The sequence below is a fragment of the Paraburkholderia sediminicola genome, from assembly GCF_046027825.1.
Classification (GTDB): domain Bacteria; phylum Pseudomonadota; class Gammaproteobacteria; order Burkholderiales; family Burkholderiaceae; genus Paraburkholderia; species Paraburkholderia sediminicola_D.
In genome coordinates, this window is record NZ_JAQQDU010000027.1 from 1 (window position 1) to 16,213 (window position 16,213).

Here is a 16,213-nt window from a genome sequence, read left to right on the forward strand (position 1 = left end):
AAAGACTCCAAAATCAGGTGTCAAGAATTGTCAAAGTGGAGCCGCCTTTACCTATTATTACCTGATAAAGATGGCGTTTTACAATTCATCGACGCTTAATAATTATCAGATGAAATCTTCCTAAATCGGTATTATTGTCCATTGCGAATTTTTATAATTGCAGCTAGTCTGCGAGCGAATGAGTTCTAGAAAAGGGGAGAACCGAAATGTCTCAATATGCAGACCTCAAGGCGCAGATCGCCAAATTGCAGGCACAAGCAGACGAAGCCCGTCGTACTGAAGTCGACAACGTCGTCGCCGACATCCGCCAAAAGATCGCTGAATACGGTCTCACCGCGCAAGATCTAGGCTTTGCCGTCGCCGCCAAGCGCGGACGTCCGCCGAAGAAGGCACCGCTGCCGGCCAAGTACCAGGATCCGAAATCGGGCAATACCTGGAGCGGGCGCGGCAAACCGCCAAAGTGGATTGTCGGCAAAAATCGCGAACGCTTTCTGATTGGCGCGGTTTGAATACCGTGTTGACCAGGCGAAAGCTAACTGAAGGTTGGCCGGTGGCGGGTTGTTTATGGCCGCCGTGCTAATCCAGGATGGAAGCGCATCCGCGCCCGTATTAAAAAAGCCGCCCTTGAGAGGCGGCTTTTCCGTAGTAGAAGCGGGTTAACTCTGGGTAACCGCTCGCGCAAACGATTCACCAGGAAAATTTACGCGTGACTGGCGTGCGAATCGGAAAGCGGCGTAAGCGGCAGAAGGACGACTTAAGCGGCTGAGCGCATAAAACGCGTCAGCCGTTTTAAGCGCGTCGCTTACCCCATCGCGACCTGGCGCAACATCGGGCGGCGCGTCGCTTCGATTAATGCTGAATAGCCGTCAACGTAATTCTGAGCCATCGTTTTCGAACTGAAGCGGCGTTCGAACTGCGCGCGAATCTCGGTGCGCGACAGTTCGTCCAGACGCTGCAGCGCGGCCACCGCACCTTGAACGTCCTCGACAATGTAGCCGGTCACGCCGTGGTCGATGACTTCCGGCACCGAACCGCGGTTGTACGCGATCACCGGCGTGCCGCAGGCCATGGATTCAATCATCACAAGCCCGAACGGCTCCGACCAGTCGATCGGGAACAGCAGCGCCTTGGCGCCTGACAGGAACTCAGGCTTCTGCGCCTCGTTGATCTCGCCGACGAACTCCACGTGCGCCATGGAGAGCAGCGGTTCGATTTCCTTCTTGAAGTATTCCTGGTCGACCTTGTCCACCTTGGCGGCGATCTTCAGCGGCAAACCGCTTTGTGCAGCGATCTTGATAGCTGTATCGACGCGCTTCTCCGGACAGATCCGACCGAGGAACGCCAGGTATTCCGGTTTTTTGTGCGTCTGCGGCGTGAGCAACTGTTCCGGCAGGCCGTGGTAAATCGTGTTCAGCCAGTTGGCCTGCGGCAGCGGCGCGCGCTGCGAATCCGAAATCGACACCACCGGGACATTTGAGAATGCGTCGAACACCGGTTGCAGTTCCGGCAAGTCCAGGCGGCCGTGAAGCGTTGTCACAAACGGCGTGTCCATGGTGGTGAAGAGCGGGAACGGCATGTAGTCGAGGTGAAAGTGCAACACGTCGAACTCATGCGCGACCTTGCGCACCTTTTCCATCATCAGGACATGGGGAGCCAGCGCATCGCGGATCGTCGGGTCGAGCCGCAGCGCACGAGGCCAGCAGGCGTCGAGGTTGGCGGAGGTGACCGAGTCGCCGCTCGCAAACAGCGTGACGTCGTGACCGAGGTCGACCAGCGCTTCGGTCAGATACGAGACGACACGTTCGGTGCCTCCGTAGAGTTTCGGCGGGACAGCTTCGTACAGCGGCGCAATTTGTGCGATTCGCATGCGTTTTCTCCTGTTCAAAACGGCTTCGCACAACGGCGCTCGAGTAGAGCGAGGAGCGAATGCCTGACGGACGGTTGGGCGCGGTAAGCCGCCGCCCGGGGGTGCTCCGAACCTGCATCGGGTAATCCCTTAGCTTCATTATCAGGATCGGCCGCGCTAATTCGAGTTATTTTTCAAACACTTAATGTTGTTACAGCGCGAAACATGATGCGTTACAGGTCGGCAGGCGGACTGTTCCGGTTCTCGGGAAGCACGACTGGGTCGGCCGCCAGACGCTAAGGCAATACCAGCAAGGGACGGTCCCGGGGACTGGAGTGCTGGCCCTACACCACGCGCGTTGCGCAGAAGTGAAAACGTCTTATAATTCTTTCTCACCGCTGCAAGGTGCGGACCGTGAGTCGTTCAGGACTCACCATTCGGTTCACATTTCTGCTGAAGAATGATCCAAAGCGCATCGTGAGCCCCAAGCTGCGCGCCGCTTCGCCTGCCAAGCCCTGTTTCTGACCGCTGTCGTGTAGGAAAAATTCCTACACGAATGACGGATTAATCCGTCAGGCAGGCTGGGTGTCTGTCCGATTTTCGTCCGCTCCCCCTTTCGACACAATGCACGCAAGACCAGAAACGAGCCGATTCGTGCGGTTTAAGTGCGCGCGTTCGAGCAAACGTTTCCGTAACGGCCTGACCAGCCAGATACACCCCGGGGGAATCATGAGCGCGACAAGCGAAATGCTCAATGAGATCAGAGAAGTCAACCTGTCTTATCTCCTGCTCGCTCAGCGTCTGCTGCGCGAAGACAAGCCGATGGGCATGTTTCGCATGGGGATTTCGGACCAGTTAGCCGATGTGCTCGCCAATCTGTCTTTGGCGCAGACCGTGAAGCTGGCGGCGTCCAGCCAGGTGTTGTGCCGTTTCCGTTTCGATGACCATGCCGTGCTGTCCGCCCTTGCGGACAAAGGCAAATCCAGCGCCGTGGCTCAGGCGCATTCCGCGATCCTGATGGCTAGCCAGCCAGTCGAGCAACTCGGCTGATGGCCGCATGTAATTCAAATAAAGCGATCAGGACGGGGGAAATGCAAGCGGATGGCATCTAAAAGTGTTGTGCAGGAAGTCAGGGAAATCACCCTGGCCATCGAACTGATCGAGCTTGGTGCGCGTTTGCAATTGCTGGAGGCTGAAACCAGCCTGTCGCGTGACCGGCTCATCAAGCTGTACAAGGAGCTGAAAGGGGTGTCGCCACCCAAGGGCATGCTGCCGTTTTCGACCGACTGGTTCATGACCTGGCAGCCGAACTTTCACTCATCGCTGTTCTACAACATCTACCGTTTCATGGCCGGCCATGGCGGCTGTCAGACCATCCAGTCGATCGTGAAGAGCTACCGGCTCTATCTGGAACATGTCCAGTTGCACGACGACGAACCCGTGCTCAGTCTCACGCGCGCCTGGACGCTGGTGCGCTTCTTCGACTCCGGAATGCTGCAAATGACCACCTGCTGCCGGTGCGGCGGACACTTTGTCGCGCATGCGCACGATCCGCAGCACGCCTTCGTCTGCGGGCTGTGCCAGCCGCCTTCGCGCGCGGGTAAGACAAAGAAATTTGCCGACGCCCGGGCCCGCGAAAACCTCGCCGCACTGGCGGTTTGAGCCACAGGGCGGCACCGGCCCACGGTTCGCAACCGCAGGCACGCGCGGTCGCACACGCCGTTACACGCGTCGATCGCGCCTTCCGGCGGGCTCTCCCGACCGACCGGCCGGTGCCGGACCAGGCCGGCCCGGTTTAACCCGCCTCTGGTTTACACCGGAGCGACGAGCCGCTTTTCCGCCAAAGTTTTCTGCTCCGTTGCCGTAAACCAGATTAACGACGGTCACCGTCGCTTCTTTGTGAGGGCTCGGCAGTGCTGATTTTCGTGGGAACACTCGTGACGCTTTTGTCCGTTTTCGGCGGTTACGCGCTGGAAGGCGGCCATCTTGGCGCGCTGCTGCAGCCCGTCGAAGTGCTGATGATCGTCGGCGCCGGCGTCGGCGCGTTCATTCTCGGCAACGGGATGAAGACGATCAAGGCGACGCTGCGCGTCATTCCAACCCTGTTCAAGGGCGCGAAGTACAACAAGGACGTCTACATGGAGCTGATGGCGCTCCTCTACGTCCTGCTGGCCAAGGCGCGCAAGGAAGGCACGCTGACGCTGGAAGCCGACATCGACGATCCGTCGAAGAGCCCGATCTTCACCCAGTATCCGAAGATCCTCGCCGACAAGCACATCATCGAGTTCCTGACTGACTACCTGCGTCTGATGGTCGGCGGCAACATGAACGCGTTCGAGATCGAAAGCCTGATGGACGAGGAGATCGAGACACATCACCAGGAAGGCGAGGCGCCCGCGCACGCCCTGAACAAGGTCGGCGACGCGATGCCGGCGTTCGGGATCGTGGCCGCGGTGATGGGCGTGGTGCACACCATGGCCTCCGCCGACAAGCCGCCTGCGGTCCTCGGCGAGATGATCGCTCAGGCGCTGGTCGGTACCTTCCTCGGGATTCTGCTGTCGTACGGGCTGATCGGGCCGCTCGCGAGCGTCGCCGAACAGCGCGTGACCGAGTCGACCAAGATGTTCCAGTGCATCAAGGTGACGATTCTCGCCAGCCTGAATGGCTATGCGCCGGCGATTGCCGTCGAATTCGGCCGCAAGGTGCTCTTCTCGACTGAGCGCCCGTCGTTCGCCGAGCTCGAAGAGCACGTGCGCCGCGTCAAAGCCAAGTAACGGGCGCCGGGAACCGATTCGATGAGCAAGGACAAAGACCGCGCCATTGTCGTCAAGCGCTCCGCGCCGGCCAAGAAAGGCCACCACGGCGGCGCGTGGAAGCTCGCGTACGCGGACTTCATGACCGCGATGATGGCGTTCTTCCTGCTGATGTGGCTGCTGAGTTCGGCCTCCACCGTGCAGTTGAAGGGCATCGCCGATTACTTCAACCAGCCGTTGAAGATCACGCTGTGGGGCGGCGATCGCAGCGCCGAGGACTCGAGCATTCTGAAGGGCGGCGGCCGCGATATTTCGACCGACGCACAGGGTGTGACGCGCAGCACCGACGGCTCGATCGCGCGCGCCGAGCACACCGCCTCACACAACGACGACGACTCGGTCAAGCAGTCGCAGGGCGATCTGGAGCGCCGCGAACAGGTCCGTCTGCACGATCTGCAGGTCAAGCTGATGGCCGCGATCGAAGCGAACCCGGTGTTGCGCCAGTTCAAGCAGCAGATCCGCATCGACTCGACGCTGACCGGCCTGCGTATCGAAATCGTCGACTCGCAAAAGCGACCGATGTTCGCGACCGCGAGAGATGTGGTGGAACCGTACATGCGCGACATCCTGCGCGAAATCGGCCACACGCTGAACGACGTACCGAACCGCATCATCGTGCAAGGGCACACCGACGCCGCGCAGTACGCCGGCGGCGAGAAGGGCTACAGCAACTGGGAATTGTCCGCGGACCGCGCCAATGCGTCGCGCCGTGAGCTGATCGCCGGCGGCATGGACGAAGCGAAGGTGATGCGCGTGCTCGGCCTCGCGTCGACGCAGAACCTGAACAAGGCGGACCCGATGGACCCGGAAAACCGCCGCATCAGCATCATCGTGTTGAACAAGAAGTCGGAGGAGGCGCTTGACCATGACGACTCCACCACGACCACCTTGTCGGACGATGCAGCCGGCTCCAAGCCGCTGCTGCAAAGACTTGCGCAACCGGTGACGGTTGCACCGAAGGTGCCTGCGGTAGCGCCGGCACCCCAGTAACAGATAGCGGCCGGCTGGCCGGTCCATGCGCCCAGGTGGCGCGGACGGCCAGGCGGTCCAACGCGTAAGTGCAGCGAGGTTTTCATGATCAGGCACATCCTGGCAATCGACGATTCGGCATCGATGCGGCAAATTCTCGCCGCAACGCTGACGACGGCCGGCTATGAAGTGACGCTCGCGGCGGACGGCAATGAAGGGCTCGAAAATGCGCTCGCCATGTCGTTCGACCTCGTGCTGACGGACCAGCACATGCCGGGCAAGACCGGCCTCGACCTGATCGCGGAACTGCGCGGCAACCCCGCTTACCAGGCTACGCCCATCCTCGTCCTCACGACGGAATCGGGCGAGCCGTTCAAGGCGGCGGCGCGGGCCGCGGGAGCGACTGGCTGGATCGAAAAGCCGCTCGACCCCGACATGCTGACCGAACTGGTGGCGGCGTTAGCCGAACCAGGCGAGGCATGAGCACCTCTTAGCGCCCCTTTACACAAGTTATAGAAGCTTTCGACGCGGCGGCACGGCAGCCCAAGCCTAGACAGGAACTCTCGCGGTGACCCAGGCATGACACTCGACATCACTCAGTTCTATCAGACGTTCTTCGACGAAGCGGACGAACTGCTCGCGCAGATGGAGCAGTTGCTGCTCAATCTGGATATCGCGCACCCGGACCCCGAAGACCTCGCGGCGATTTTCCGCGCGGCACATTCGATCAAGGGGGGCGCGGCGACGTTCGGTTTTACCGCACTGACGGAAACGACTCACATTCTCGAATCGCTGCTTGACCGCGCACGCAATAACGAACTCGTGCTGCGCAAGGACATGATCGACACGTTCCTCGAAACCAAGGACGTGTTGTCGGGCCAGCTCGCTGACTACCGCGCGAGCGCCGAGCCGGATGCGGCGCTCGCCCGCGCGATCTGCGCGAAGCTCGAACAGTTGCATGCGGAAAGCAGCCTCGACGCCGCACAGGCTCAAGCCGCGGTTGCAGCGCCGGCAGCGGCACCAGTAGCAGCACAAGCAACACAAGCAGCAGGTCAAGGCGGCACCCCGCCCGAGCACGTCGTCGAACAGGCGGTGCAGGTGGCGGATGAATGGACTGGCGGCGAACCGGCACAGACCGGGCAAGCCGCGGGCGCGGGCGACGCAGGTGGCGCCGCCGGCCCACATCTGAAAATTACGCTACGGGGCGTAGGTGAGAAGGACCAGGAACTGCTGGCCGAAGAGCTCGGCAACCTGGGCAACATCGTCGGGCAGCTCAAGAGCGGCGGCGATCTGACGCTGTGGCTCCAGACCGATGTAACCGCCGACGACATCATTGCCGTGTGCTGTTTCGTGATCGACGAAAGTCAGATCTCGATCGGCCGGGGCACCGCACCGGCGGACGAGACGCAGCAAGGCGAACCTGGAACGCCGGACGCTGCCGATTCGACCCCGGCGCAAGCAGCACAGACGGCGCCCGCAGTAAAGGCGGCGCACGCAGCATCGTCGGCACCGGTGGCCCACACCGCTGCGCCCGCTCAAGCGGCCGCCACGCATGGACTATCCGACGGTTCGGCAGCTTCGGCCTCGAGCGCGGCGAATACCCCGGCGCCTGCCGTGGCTGCACCCGCAGCAGCGAGCAGTGCACCGGCGGCAAGCACTGCGGCGGCCACCGAGCAGGACCGCAAGGCGGCGCGCCCGGCCGCGGCAGCAGCCGGCGCGGAAGGCAGCTCGATTCGCGTCGGCGTCGAGAAGGTCGATCAGCTGATCAACCTGGTGGGCGAACTGGTGATTACGCAGGCGATGTTGGCCGAGACCACCAGTACGTTCGATCCGGCCTTGCATGACCGGCTCTTCAACGGCATGGCGCAGCTCGAGCGCAACGCCCGCGACCTGCAGGAAGCGGTGATGTCGATCCGCATGATGCCGATGGATTACGTGTTCAGCCGCTTCCCGCGTCTCGTGCGCGATCTGGCGGCGAAACTCGGCAAGGAAGTGGAACTCGTCACCTTCGGTCAGGCGACCGAACTCGACAAGAGCCTCATCGAACGGATCATCGATCCGTTGACTCACCTCGTGCGCAACAGCCTCGACCACGGCATTGAAACCGTGGAAGCGCGGCGTGCGGCGGGCAAGGATTCGACCGGCCAACTGGTGCTGTCAGCCGCGCATCACGGCGGCAACATCGTCATCGAAGTGAGCGACGACGGCGCCGGTCTGCGCCGCGACAAGATTCTCGCGAAGGCGGCCAAGCAGGGCATGCAGGTCAGCGAAACGATGTCCGACGAAGAAGTCTGGAACCTGATTTTCCTGCCGGGCTTCTCGACGGCGGAGCAGGTCACGGACGTCTCGGGCCGCGGCGTCGGCATGGACGTGGTGAAGCGGAACATCCAGTCGATGGGTGGTCACGTGGAGATCACCTCGCATGCGGGCAAAGGCAGCACCACGCGAATCGTTCTGCCGCTCACGCTGGCGATTCTCGACGGTATGTCGGTCAAGGTCGGCAACGAGATTTTCATTCTGCCGCTGAACTTCGTGATGGAGTCGCTGCAGCCGCAAGCCGAGGACATTTATACGGTTGCCAACGGTGAGCGGGTGGTGCGCGTGCGTGGTGAATATCTGCCGCTCGTCGCGCTGCACGAAGTCTTTACTGTCGAAGGCGCCAAGCAGGAACCGACGCAAGGCATCGTCACCATCATGCAAACCGAAGGGCGCCGCTTTGCGATGCTGATCGACGAGTTGGTGGGACAGCAGCAGGTGGTCGTGAAGAATCTGGAAACGAATTACCGCAAGGTGCACGGCATTTCCGCCGCAACCATTCTCGGCGACGGCAGTGTCGCGCTGATCGTGGACGTGGCGGCGCTGAATCGCGAAACGCGCCATGCGCACGGTGCGATGAGCCTCGCATGACATCCGCAACACTCACTCAATTTATTTCATCCCAACCGTTTGGGGGCTAACGTGGCAGAAGTTCAATCCATCAATTCGAGCGTCGCGAACGCGACGAATGGTCGCCGCGACGCGCAGCAGGCAGACGCCGGCGGTCAGGAATTCCTCGTCTTCACGCTCGGCGCCGAAGAGTACGGCATCGACATTCTCAAGGTGCAGGAAATCCGCGGCTACGACAACGTGACGCGTATCGCCAATGCGCCTGAATTCATCAAAGGCGTGATCAATCTGCGCGGCATCATCGTGCCGATCGTCGACATGCGCATCAAGTTCCATCTGGGCCGCGTCGAATACGACCACCAGACCGTCGTGATCATCCTGAACGTCGCGCACCGCGTGGTCGGGATGGTGGTGGACGGCGTGTCGGACGTGCTGACGCTCGCCACCGACCAGATCATGCCGGCGCCGGAATTCGGCGCGACGCTGACGACCGAGTACCTGACGGGGCTGGGCACCGTCGATGGCCGCATGCTGATCCTGATGGACATCGAGAAACTGATGACCAGCCGCGAAATGGCGCTGATCGAAACGCTCAGCGCCTAAGCGTCAGTACGTATCAATACGCGTTAGTACGAAAGACAGATGGAACAGGGAGCGCCAAGATGCTGAGCAGGTGGTCGATTCGCACATCGCTGACGGTGGTGGGGATCATTCTGGTTGCGCTGACCGTCGTGGTCGGCGCGCTTGGTCTAACCGCGCTGAACGGCGCGAGCCAGTCGCTCGACCGTATCGCGCGCGGCGATCTGGTCGCCATTCACGCGCTCGACGATGCGTCGGCGTACCTGTTGCGTTCGCGTCTCGCGGTGGACCGCTTCAACGTGCTGTCGGCCGCGGGCAACGCGGACGAAGCGAAGAAAGCGATCGATCGCGCGCAGGAATTGCTGACCAAAGGCAATCAGAGCTGGCAGATGTATCTCGATGCGCCGAAAAACGGCATCGATCAGGCGCTTCTCGACGACGTGGCCGCCAAGCGCGCGACGGTGATGCATGACGGCGTCGATCCGGAGTTCGCGGCCCTGAACGCGAACGACATGGCCGCCTATCACGCGATCGCCGATACGAAGATCAGCCCGATGTTCATCGCCTACGACGGCGCGGCATCGGCGGTCATCAAGGCATTGCAGCAAGGCGCAGTGGATCAGCAGAATAGCGCGCAGTCGAACATCTCGCTGATGACCACGCTGATCATCGGCGTCACCGTACTCGCGCTGCTGATGGTGGTGGGCATCCGCTTCGCACTGCGCGGCCTGATCGTGCAGCCGCTGAACGACGCGACAGCATGCTTCGAACGGATCGCGTCCGGTGATCTGTCCGAGCAGATCGACGTGTTCAGCCGTAATGAAATCGGCCGTCTCTTCGCCGGCATCAAGCGGATGCAGGAAAGCATGGCGACGATGGTGAGGGCGGTTCACAGCAGCACCGAATCGATCGACACCGGCGCGCGCGAAATCTCCATGGGCAACACCGATCTCTCGCAACGCACCGAACAGCAGGCCGCTTCGCTGCAGGAAACCGCGTCGAGCATGGAGCAACTGACGGGCACCGTGAAGCAGAACGCCGAGAACGCGCGCCAGGCCAGCCAGTTGGCCGTCAGCGCGTCGGATATCGCAACGCGCGGCGGTGACGTGGTGAGCCAGGTCGTCACAACCATGCAGGATATCGCGACCAGTTCGAACAAGGTCGTCGACATCATCGGCGTGATCGAAGGCATTGCCTTCCAGACCAATATTCTTGCGCTGAACGCGGCGGTCGAAGCCGCGCGGGCCGGCGAACAGGGGCGTGGTTTCGCGGTGGTCGCAGGCGAAGTGCGCAGCCTCGCGCAGCGCAGCGCCAGCGCCGCGAAGGAAATCAAGGAACTGATCGGCGACTCGGTCGACAAGGTGCAAAGCGGCTCGGTGCTGGTCGGCCGGGCGGGCACCACGATGGACGAGATCGTGCAGGCGGTGCGCCGCGTGACCGACATCATGGGCGAAATCAGCGCGGCTTCCGAAGAGCAGTCGGGCGGGATCGAACAGGTGAGCCGCGCGGTCGTGCAGATGGACGAGGTGACGCAGCAGAACGCCGCGCTGGTCGAACAGGCTGCGGCTGCGGCGGCATCGCTCGAAGAGCAGACGCGCCAGTTGCAAACAGTGGTGAACGGGTGGAAGGTGGCCGGGGGCCAGACGCGCAGCACCGTGGCGGCGCGTCCGCAGGCTGCGGCACGCGCGAACGGCAGCGAGCGCGATGGTAAGCGTGACACCAGGCACGTGCAGCCCGCCAAGGTGGCGTCGCAAGCGGCAACAAATGCGGCAGCAAACATGGCAACCCACGCGGCAACCCATGCAGCACCGGCTTCGGCCACTCATGGCGCCGGCCCCGCTCGTATCGAACCGGCTCTCAAACCGAAGACAGCCCGCGCCGCATCCGAATCCCCAGCTCGTCCGGCCGCAGCAAGCGCGCCGACGGCAGGATCGGACGCGGATTGGGAAACGTTCTAGGAAGTGGCACAACGACATGCGGTCATTCGGCATCTCGCTCCATGAGGGGCGAATCATCGAAGCACGCTTACAAGGCGTGTCGCGGGCCGATTGCGTGTTGGCAGAACTCGCGGGCGGGCGCGACCCCGCGAACACAATCCCTTTCGCCAGAAGCAATCCTTCTGGTGACAAGCGGGATGGCTCGTATTGCAGGCAGGAACTCTCATAATGGCAACGCGCGCACAGCAACTTCCGCAAGCGGCACGTCCGCAACCGGCACGTCCGCAACCGGCACGTCCGGAGCGGGCGGAACCGGCTAGATCCGGCGAGCAAGGACGGGATTTCGAATTCACGTCGGCGGATTTCGCTCGCATTCGCGATCTGATTCATCGCAGTGCGGGCATTTCGCTGTCGGATCACAAGCGCGACATGGCGTACAGCCGTCTGGCGCGCCGGCTGCGCGCCCGTGGTCTCGAGACCTTCAAGCAGTATCTCGATCTGCTCGAAGCGGAAAACGATCCGGCCGAGTGGGAAGCCTTCACCAATGCGCTGACCACCAACCTGACCGCGTTTTTCCGCGAAGCCCATCACTTTCCGATCCTCGCCGAATTCGTGCCGCACCGCGCGCAGCCGGTTTCCGTGTGGTGCTCGGCAGCCTCGACCGGAGAGGAGCCGTATTCGATCGCGATGACGCTGATCGAAGCGCTCGGCGACAGCGGCGCGCGTCAGGCCAGCGTGCTCGCCACCGACATCGACACGCAAGTGCTGGCGAAAGCCGAAGCCGGCATGTATCAGTTCGACCAGGTGAAGCATCTGTCGCCCGAGCGGCTCAAGCGCTTCTTCCTGAAAGGCACCGGCGCGCACGCCGGCATGGTCAAGGTGCGCCCGGAAGTGCGCGCGATGGTGCGCTTCGAACAACTGAATCTGACCGACCGCGATTACGCGTTGCGTTCGCAGTTCGACGCGATCTTCTGCCGTAACGTGATGATCTATTTCGACAAGCCGACGCAGGCGCAGGTGCTCGCGCGCTTCGAGCCGCTGATGAAATCGGGTGGTTTGCTGTTTGCCGGCCACTCGGAAAACTTCACCTATGTGACGCAGGCGTTCAAGCTGCGTGGCCAGACCGTTTATGAGCTGACGCGCGACGCAGGTGCCGCCGCGCGCACGCCGGCCCGCTCGTCGAACCATGCGAGCCATGCCGGCAGCGCAACGACCAACGGGGTGACCGCATGAGCAGCAGCCTCCCGATTGCCACCAATCTCTATTTCGACAACCACTTCCAGCGCCCCGGCGTGAAGCTGTTGCCGAACGAGTTTTACACGACGAACGAAGACATGGTGCTCGTCACCGTGCTCGGTTCGTGCGTCGCGGCCTGCATTCAGGATCGTACTGCGGGCATCGGCGGCATGAATCACTTCATGCTGCCCGACGACGGCGCGGACGCCGGCCAGCCCGCGTCGGATTCGATGCGCTACGGCGCGTACGCGATGGAAGTGCTGATCAACGAACTGATCAAGGCCGGTGGCCGGCGCGAGCGTTTCGAAGCCAAGGTGTTCGGCGGCGGCGCGGTGCTGGCCGGCATGACGACGATGAACATCGGCGACCGCAATTCGGAATTCGTGCGCCGCTATCTGGCGCTCGAAAAGATCCGCATCGTCGCCGAAGACTTGCAGGGTTCGCATCCGCGCAAGGTCGCTTTCATGCCGCGCACCGGCCAGGTGATGGTGAAGAAGTTACGCCTGCAGCAGGAAGCGGGGGTGGCCGAGCGCGAACAGGCGCTCATGCGGCAAAGTGCCGAAGCGCGTGCCGAGCGGCTCGCGGCGGCGCGCAAGCGGGTCGAGCTGTTCTCGGCCCCGGCTGCCACGCGGCCCAAGGTCGAACTGTTCGGCGCGGCAGGCGGCAGTGCGGGCGCAGGCGCCGCGAAGCCGCGCATCGAACTGTTCGGCGCAAGCCCGCGCCCGATTAATTCAAACAACGCCAGAACTACAGAGGAGGCGTGAGCGCTGTGCAAAAGATCAAAGTACTGTGCGTCGACGATTCGGCGCTGATCCGCAGCCTGATGACGGAAATCATCAACGGCCAGCCGGACATGACGGTCGTGGCGACCGCACCCGACCCGCTGGTCGCGCGCGATCTCATCAAGCAGCACAATCCGGACGTGCTGACGCTCGACGTCGAAATGCCGCGCATGGATGGCCTCGACTTCCTTGAGAAGCTGATGCGTCTGCGGCCGATGCCGGTCGTGATGGTGTCGTCGCTGACCGAGCGCGGCAACGAAATCACCCTGCGCGCGCTGGAACTGGGCGCGGTCGACTTCGTCACCAAGCCGAAAGTCGGGATTCGCGACGGCATGCTCGATTACTCGGAAAAGCTCGCCGACAAGATTCGCGCCGCGGCCCGCGCACGGGTGCGCCAGGCCGCGCCGGTGCAGCACGCGGCCGCTCATGCCGCGCATGCGCCCGCCGCCGCCGCGCCGCTCTTCAACAATCCGCTGCTCAGTACCGAGAAGCTGATCATCGTTGGCGCGTCGACGGGTGGCACCGAAGCGATCCGCGAAGTGCTGGTGCCGCTGCCGCCGGATGCGCCTGCCGTGCTGATCGCGCAGCATATGCCGCCGGGTTTTACAAAATCTTTTGCGCAACGCCTTAATGGTTTGTGCAGGATTACCGTTAAAGAGGCAGAGCACGGCGAACGCGTGCTGCCGGGGCATGCGTATATCGCGCCCGGCCACGCTCACCTGTTGCTGGCCCGCAGCGGCGCGAACTATATTGCGCATTTGTCGGACGAACCGCCGGTCAACCGTCACCGTCCGTCGGTGGACGTGCTGTTCCGTTCGGCCGCGCAGCACGCGGGCAAGAACGCGGTCGGCGTGATCCTGACGGGGATGGGGCGCGACGGCGCCGCCGGACTGCTGGAGATGAAAAAAGCGGGGGCGTACACCCTCGCACAGGACGAAGCGAGCTGTATCGTGTTCGGCATGCCGCGCGAAGCCATTGCGCTTGGCGCCGCGGACGAAATTGCGTCGCTGCCGGAAATGAGCCGTCGCGTGATGGCGCGTCTGTCGTCAATGGGTGACCGCGTACAGCGGGTATGATGCGCGGGCCTGACGGCGAGCGCCAGGCATGGGGCCGGAGTAAGTAACGCCGGTCGACAAGGGCCTAACAGAACTGGCGGTCATGCGCCGCATCATGGATCAAGCAAAGGGAATGAAATGGATAAGGGAATGAAGATTCTGGTCGTTGACGACTTTCCGACGATGCGTCGGATTGTTCGCAACCTGCTCAAAGAGCTCGGCTACTCGAACGTCGACGAGGCGGAAGACGGTCAGGCCGGCCTCGCGCGTTTGCGCGGCGGCACGTATGACTTCGTGATCTCCGACTGGAACATGCCGAACCTCGACGGTCTGGCCATGCTCAAGGAAATCCGCGCCGACGCCCACCTGACGCATCTGCCGGTGCTGATGGTGACGGCCGAATCGAAGAAGGAAAACATCATCGCGGCGGCGCAGGCCGGCGCGAGCGGTTATGTCGTCAAGCCGTTCACGGCCGCGACGCTCGATGAGAAGCTCAACAAGATTCTCGAGAAGATGGCGAAAGCCGGGAGCTGATGTGAATTTGCCGACCAACGCGCAAGGCGCCGAAGCGGCGAACGAGATCGGCGACTTCGCGTCCGACCGCATCCTCGCCCGTATCGGACAACTGACGCGCACGCTGCGCGACTCGATGCGTGAGCTCGGGCTCGACAAGCATGTCGAGCGTGCGGCGGAAGCCGTACCCGATGCTCGCGACCGTCTGAAGTACATCGCGAACATGACCGAGCAGGCCGCCGAGCGCGTGCTGTCGTCGATCGAAATCGCCAAGCCGATCCAGACGCAATTGCAGCAGGACGCGGGTGAGCTCGACGCGCGTTGGGAGCAGTGGTACGCGGCGCCGATCGAACGCGAAGAAGTGCGCGCGTTGATGAACGATACGCGGACCTTTCTGCGCGGCGTGCCCGAAGCGACGAGCGCGACCAACGCGCAGCTGATGGAGATCATGCTGGCGCAGGACTTCCAGGATCTGACCGGCCAGGTCATCAAGAAGATCACGGATGTCGTGTACCTGATCGAGCAGCAGCTGCTCGGCGTGCTGGTCGAGAACATCGCGCTCGAGCGGCGCGAGCAGTTCGCGGCGAATGCGGCGGCACTGGCGGCTGAGCCGTCGTCCACCGGCAGCCCCGAACATCTGCTGAATGGTCCGCAGATCAATCCGGAAGGCAAGACGGACGTGATGCAGGACCAGTCGCAGGTCGACGATCTGCTGGCGAGCCTCGGCTTCTGACCGGCGGGCCGCCCGAGAAGGGCGCGAGGCCGGATCGCCGGACCGCCGGGTCGCCGGATCGGTATGTGCAGCAAGCCACGCTCCCGCGTGCGCTTGCTGTCTGCCGACACAAACCACAGGCATACTACGAACTCAAGCAGCGGCACGGTGTTCCGGTGAGAGACAGGCACCGGTCGGTGGCACGGTGAGGCATCCCTTCTGAGTGCGACCGCAGCCGTGCCGTATGATCTGCATACATGCGGCCGGTTCGTACGAGGTGCGAGCCGAGCAGCAGCAGCTCGGGAGGAGCCTTGTCATGTGGAGTCGTGTACGTCGCGCCGGGTTCGTTATGGCGCTAGCATTACCCTGTTCGCTGTCAGCCGTGCAGTCCGCTCATGCGGCACTGGGCGGCACACCGATGACGCCGCCTGCGGATGCGTCGGTTTCTTCCCACACCGTACAGCCCGGCGCCGGTTCGGCAACGGCGACTCAAAGCGTGATGCATTCAGCATCCAGCGCTGCTTCTTCCACCTCGGGCGCCTCAGCTTCCGCGTCCTACACCGTTCGTGAAACGACGTTCGGCAACGGCACGGTTGTACGCGAATACCTCGCCGCGGACGGTTCGGTCTTCGGTATTGCGTGGCGTGGTCCGCAAATGCCGGATCTCAACGATCTGCTTGGCAGCTATTTCCCGCAGTATGTCGCCGGCGTAAATGCCGTGCGCGCGGCGCGCGGAGGCGGGCGTGGCCCGGTTGCGGTCGACCAGAGCAGCCTCGTGGTCCGTTCCGGCGGTCACATGGGCGCGTTCAGCGGTCAGGCCTGGTTGCCGCCGGCGTTGCCTGCCGGCGTCAGCGGTTCCGACATCCAGTAAGGGCGGAGACGAAC

General features: G+C 62.6%; 16 protein-coding genes. 15 read left to right on the plus strand and 1 reads right to left on the minus strand.

Going from position 1 to position 16,213, the window contains the following annotated elements; translation table 11 throughout:
• The first annotated feature begins 206 nt into the window (after nt 1–206).
• Entirely contained in the window at nt 207–509 is a 303-nt protein-coding gene (locus PQQ96_RS16575) for an H-NS histone family protein (protein ID WP_054038506.1), read from the plus strand.
• 293 nt (nt 510–802) lie between these two features.
• On the opposite strand, the gene PQQ96_RS16580 is transcribed toward PQQ96_RS16575, so the two are convergent.
• Nucleotides 803–1,867 (minus strand): glycosyltransferase family 4 protein, encoded by a 1,065-nt coding sequence (locus tag PQQ96_RS16580; RefSeq protein WP_408293710.1) that lies wholly within the window; start codon nt 1,865–1,867, stop codon nt 803–805.
• Between the two features lie 708 nt (nt 1,868–2,575).
• Between PQQ96_RS16580 and flhD the strand changes: the two genes are divergently transcribed.
• From flhD to PQQ96_RS16650, 14 genes are all read left to right on the plus strand, one after another.
• Nucleotides 2,576–2,896, plus strand: coding sequence for a flagellar transcriptional regulator FlhD (gene flhD, locus PQQ96_RS16585; protein ID WP_408293713.1), 321 nt, complete (start codon nt 2,576–2,578; stop codon nt 2,894–2,896).
• Between the two features lie 51 nt (nt 2,897–2,947).
• Nucleotides 2,948–3,508 carry a flagellar transcriptional regulator FlhC gene (flhC, locus tag PQQ96_RS16590; RefSeq protein ID WP_408293715.1) on the plus strand — a complete coding sequence of 187 codons (561 nt, stop codon included), beginning with the start codon at nt 2,948–2,950 and terminating at the stop codon, nt 3,506–3,508.
• Between the two features lie 251 nt (nt 3,509–3,759).
• Nucleotides 3,760–4,620 carry a flagellar motor stator protein MotA gene (gene motA / locus PQQ96_RS16595; RefSeq protein ID WP_073427790.1) on the plus strand — a complete coding sequence of 287 codons (861 nt, stop codon included), beginning with the start codon at nt 3,760–3,762 and terminating at the stop codon, nt 4,618–4,620.
• Between the two features lie 21 nt (nt 4,621–4,641).
• Nucleotides 4,642–5,649 (plus strand): flagellar motor protein MotB, encoded by a 1,008-nt coding sequence (gene motB / locus PQQ96_RS16600; RefSeq protein ID WP_408293718.1) that lies wholly within the window; start codon nt 4,642–4,644, stop codon nt 5,647–5,649.
• Between the two features lie 84 nt (nt 5,650–5,733).
• Nucleotides 5,734–6,111 (plus strand): response regulator, encoded by a 378-nt coding sequence (locus tag PQQ96_RS16605; protein WP_408293721.1) that lies wholly within the window; start codon nt 5,734–5,736, stop codon nt 6,109–6,111.
• Nucleotides 6,112–6,207: 96 nt separating this feature from the next.
• On the plus strand, nt 6,208–8,535 hold the full coding sequence (gene cheA / locus PQQ96_RS16610) for a chemotaxis protein CheA (RefSeq protein ID WP_408293724.1): 2,328 nt from the start codon (nt 6,208–6,210) through the stop codon (nt 8,533–8,535).
• Between the two features lie 51 nt (nt 8,536–8,586).
• Nucleotides 8,587–9,117, plus strand: a complete 531-nt coding sequence (gene cheW / locus PQQ96_RS16615) for a chemotaxis protein CheW (RefSeq protein ID WP_054038497.1) — start codon at nt 8,587–8,589, stop codon at nt 9,115–9,117.
• Between the two features lie 59 nt (nt 9,118–9,176).
• Complete coding sequence (locus PQQ96_RS16620; protein ID WP_408293727.1) at nt 9,177–11,051, plus strand: methyl-accepting chemotaxis protein; 1,875 nt, start codon at nt 9,177–9,179, stop codon at nt 11,049–11,051.
• A gap of 204 nt (nt 11,052–11,255) precedes the next feature.
• The gene (locus PQQ96_RS16625) at nt 11,256–12,263 is read left to right on the plus strand and encodes a CheR family methyltransferase (RefSeq protein WP_408293903.1); all 1,008 of its coding nucleotides are present in this window, start codon (nt 11,256–11,258) and stop codon (nt 12,261–12,263) included.
• Nucleotides 12,260–13,030, plus strand: coding sequence for a chemoreceptor glutamine deamidase CheD (gene cheD / locus PQQ96_RS16630; RefSeq protein ID WP_408293729.1), 771 nt, complete (start codon nt 12,260–12,262; stop codon nt 13,028–13,030). Before PQQ96_RS16625 ends, cheD begins: the two co-directional genes overlap by 4 nt.
• Nucleotides 13,031–13,035: 5 nt before the next feature.
• Nucleotides 13,036–14,124: a protein-glutamate methylesterase/protein-glutamine glutaminase gene (locus tag PQQ96_RS16635; protein ID WP_172310544.1), complete on the plus strand. Its 1,089-nt coding sequence runs from the start codon at nt 13,036–13,038 to the stop codon at nt 14,122–14,124.
• A 117-nt stretch (nt 14,125–14,241) separates the two neighbouring features.
• On the plus strand, nt 14,242–14,637 hold the full coding sequence (gene cheY / locus PQQ96_RS16640) for a chemotaxis response regulator CheY (RefSeq protein WP_074281865.1): 396 nt from the start codon (nt 14,242–14,244) through the stop codon (nt 14,635–14,637).
• 1 nt (nt 14,638) lies between these two features.
• Nucleotides 14,639–15,349: a protein phosphatase CheZ gene (cheZ, locus tag PQQ96_RS16645; RefSeq protein WP_408293731.1), complete on the plus strand. Its 711-nt coding sequence runs from the start codon at nt 14,639–14,641 to the stop codon at nt 15,347–15,349.
• A 295-nt stretch (nt 15,350–15,644) separates the two neighbouring features.
• The gene (locus PQQ96_RS16650) at nt 15,645–16,199 is read left to right on the plus strand and encodes a DUF2844 domain-containing protein (protein WP_408293734.1); all 555 of its coding nucleotides are present in this window, start codon (nt 15,645–15,647) and stop codon (nt 16,197–16,199) included.
• Nucleotides 16,200–16,213: the final 14 nt, after the last annotated feature.